The following is a 1156-nucleotide window of genomic DNA, read 5'->3' as shown; positions in this document are numbered from 1 at the left end:
GGGCGTGGTGAGTGGCCGCCTGAGCTGATGTGGTGGCGGGGGTGCGGCGGGAGGTCATTCAAGGTCATCGCCTTCGCCGAGGATCCGTGCCAGTTCGTCATCCATGGACTTCTCTCCGGTGGTCACCACTGTGTCGCACCAGTCGAGAGCGGCGCGAATACGCCGATGGTTGTCCAAGACGGCCCGGACCTCTCGGTCAGTGAACTCTGCAACATGCAGGTTCGGGATCAGTCTCTGTAGCTCTACTAGGAACGTGGTGCCCATGCCGATCAGCTCGAGCACTTCAGTGGACGCCCGCGTGTAGTCCACCGCGGGCTCGCGACGGCGCACCTCACGGACAGGCTCCTCAACCTCCTCCTCGTCGCGCTCGTGGGCGGCGGCGAAGCGGGCGTTCGCCGCCTCGATACGCTGCTCGTGGTGCGCCCGATAGACGATTCTCTGGTTCTCTGGGCTCGCCATGACCTGGTGGGCCACGTTTGGCCGCTTCAGCATCTCGGCCACGGCCTCGGCGGCATACTCGTCCTGGTTCATCAGGACTCGAACTCGGTCAAGCTTCTCTGCCTTGGTTAGAGGCCTGTGAGGCAGTCGGCCGGCGAAACTGAGGGCTTTGTCCTCCGTCCATCGCTTGCCGTCGGGCGGGTTGTGGATTAGCTCGAAGCGATCTTCCAGTGCGTCGAGTGCTGCGTGGATCGACCACGAGACGCCGCTTGCGCGCTTGTCCGGCGGCCAGGCTGTTGCTTCGTGTCGATATCGGAGCAGGGTGTGGACGTTGCTGCCGATCTCGTCCGCGTAGCGATCCAGCACGATGAAGACACCACGGTTTCCCCCTTCTGGGCCCAGCAGGGGGATCATCTTGAGAGTCAGGTCTCCCAGCTTGAACTGGACGCTACTGCCTTCATCAACGAGATCGCGCCCCTGGTGCACGTACCGATTCCACTGGCGGTCGGTGAACTGCTTGGGGAACGGACTCTCGACCGTCTTCGCGGGCATGTCGCCTCCAACGGGACCGACCGGCCTGCCACGAGGTGACACAGCAACCAAGAGCTGATCTTGGTTGCGGGCAGCCCGGAACAAATTCGCTGGTCACCCCCAGTGTCCAGCGAAGACGGCTAGGGACCAAACGGCCGCCAGCTCGAACGCTGTCCGTCGTGCAGAG

General features: G+C 63.5%; 1 protein-coding gene. It reads right to left on the bottom strand.

What is annotated here, in order from left to right; all coding sequences use genetic code 11:
- Window positions 1-54: 54 nt before the first annotated feature.
- Window positions 55-990: a DUF6192 family protein gene (locus tag ABD323_RS41105; RefSeq protein WP_184917379.1), complete on the bottom strand. Its 936-nt coding sequence runs from the start codon at window positions 988-990 to the stop codon at window positions 55-57.
- Between the last annotated feature and the right edge of the window lie 166 nt (window positions 991-1156).

The sequence above is a fragment of the Kitasatospora nipponensis genome (assembly GCF_039528135.1).
Classification (GTDB): Bacteria; Actinomycetota; Actinomycetes; order Streptomycetales; family Streptomycetaceae; genus Kitasatospora; species Kitasatospora nipponensis.
This window is presented reverse-complemented; position numbering and strand designations above follow the sequence as displayed.

Coding starts and splice junctions, on each gene's coding strand:
- ABD323_RS41105 (WP_184917379.1), bottom strand. CDS start 990: ATGCCCGCGAAGACGGTCGAGAGTCCGTTCCCCAAGCAGTTCACCGAC.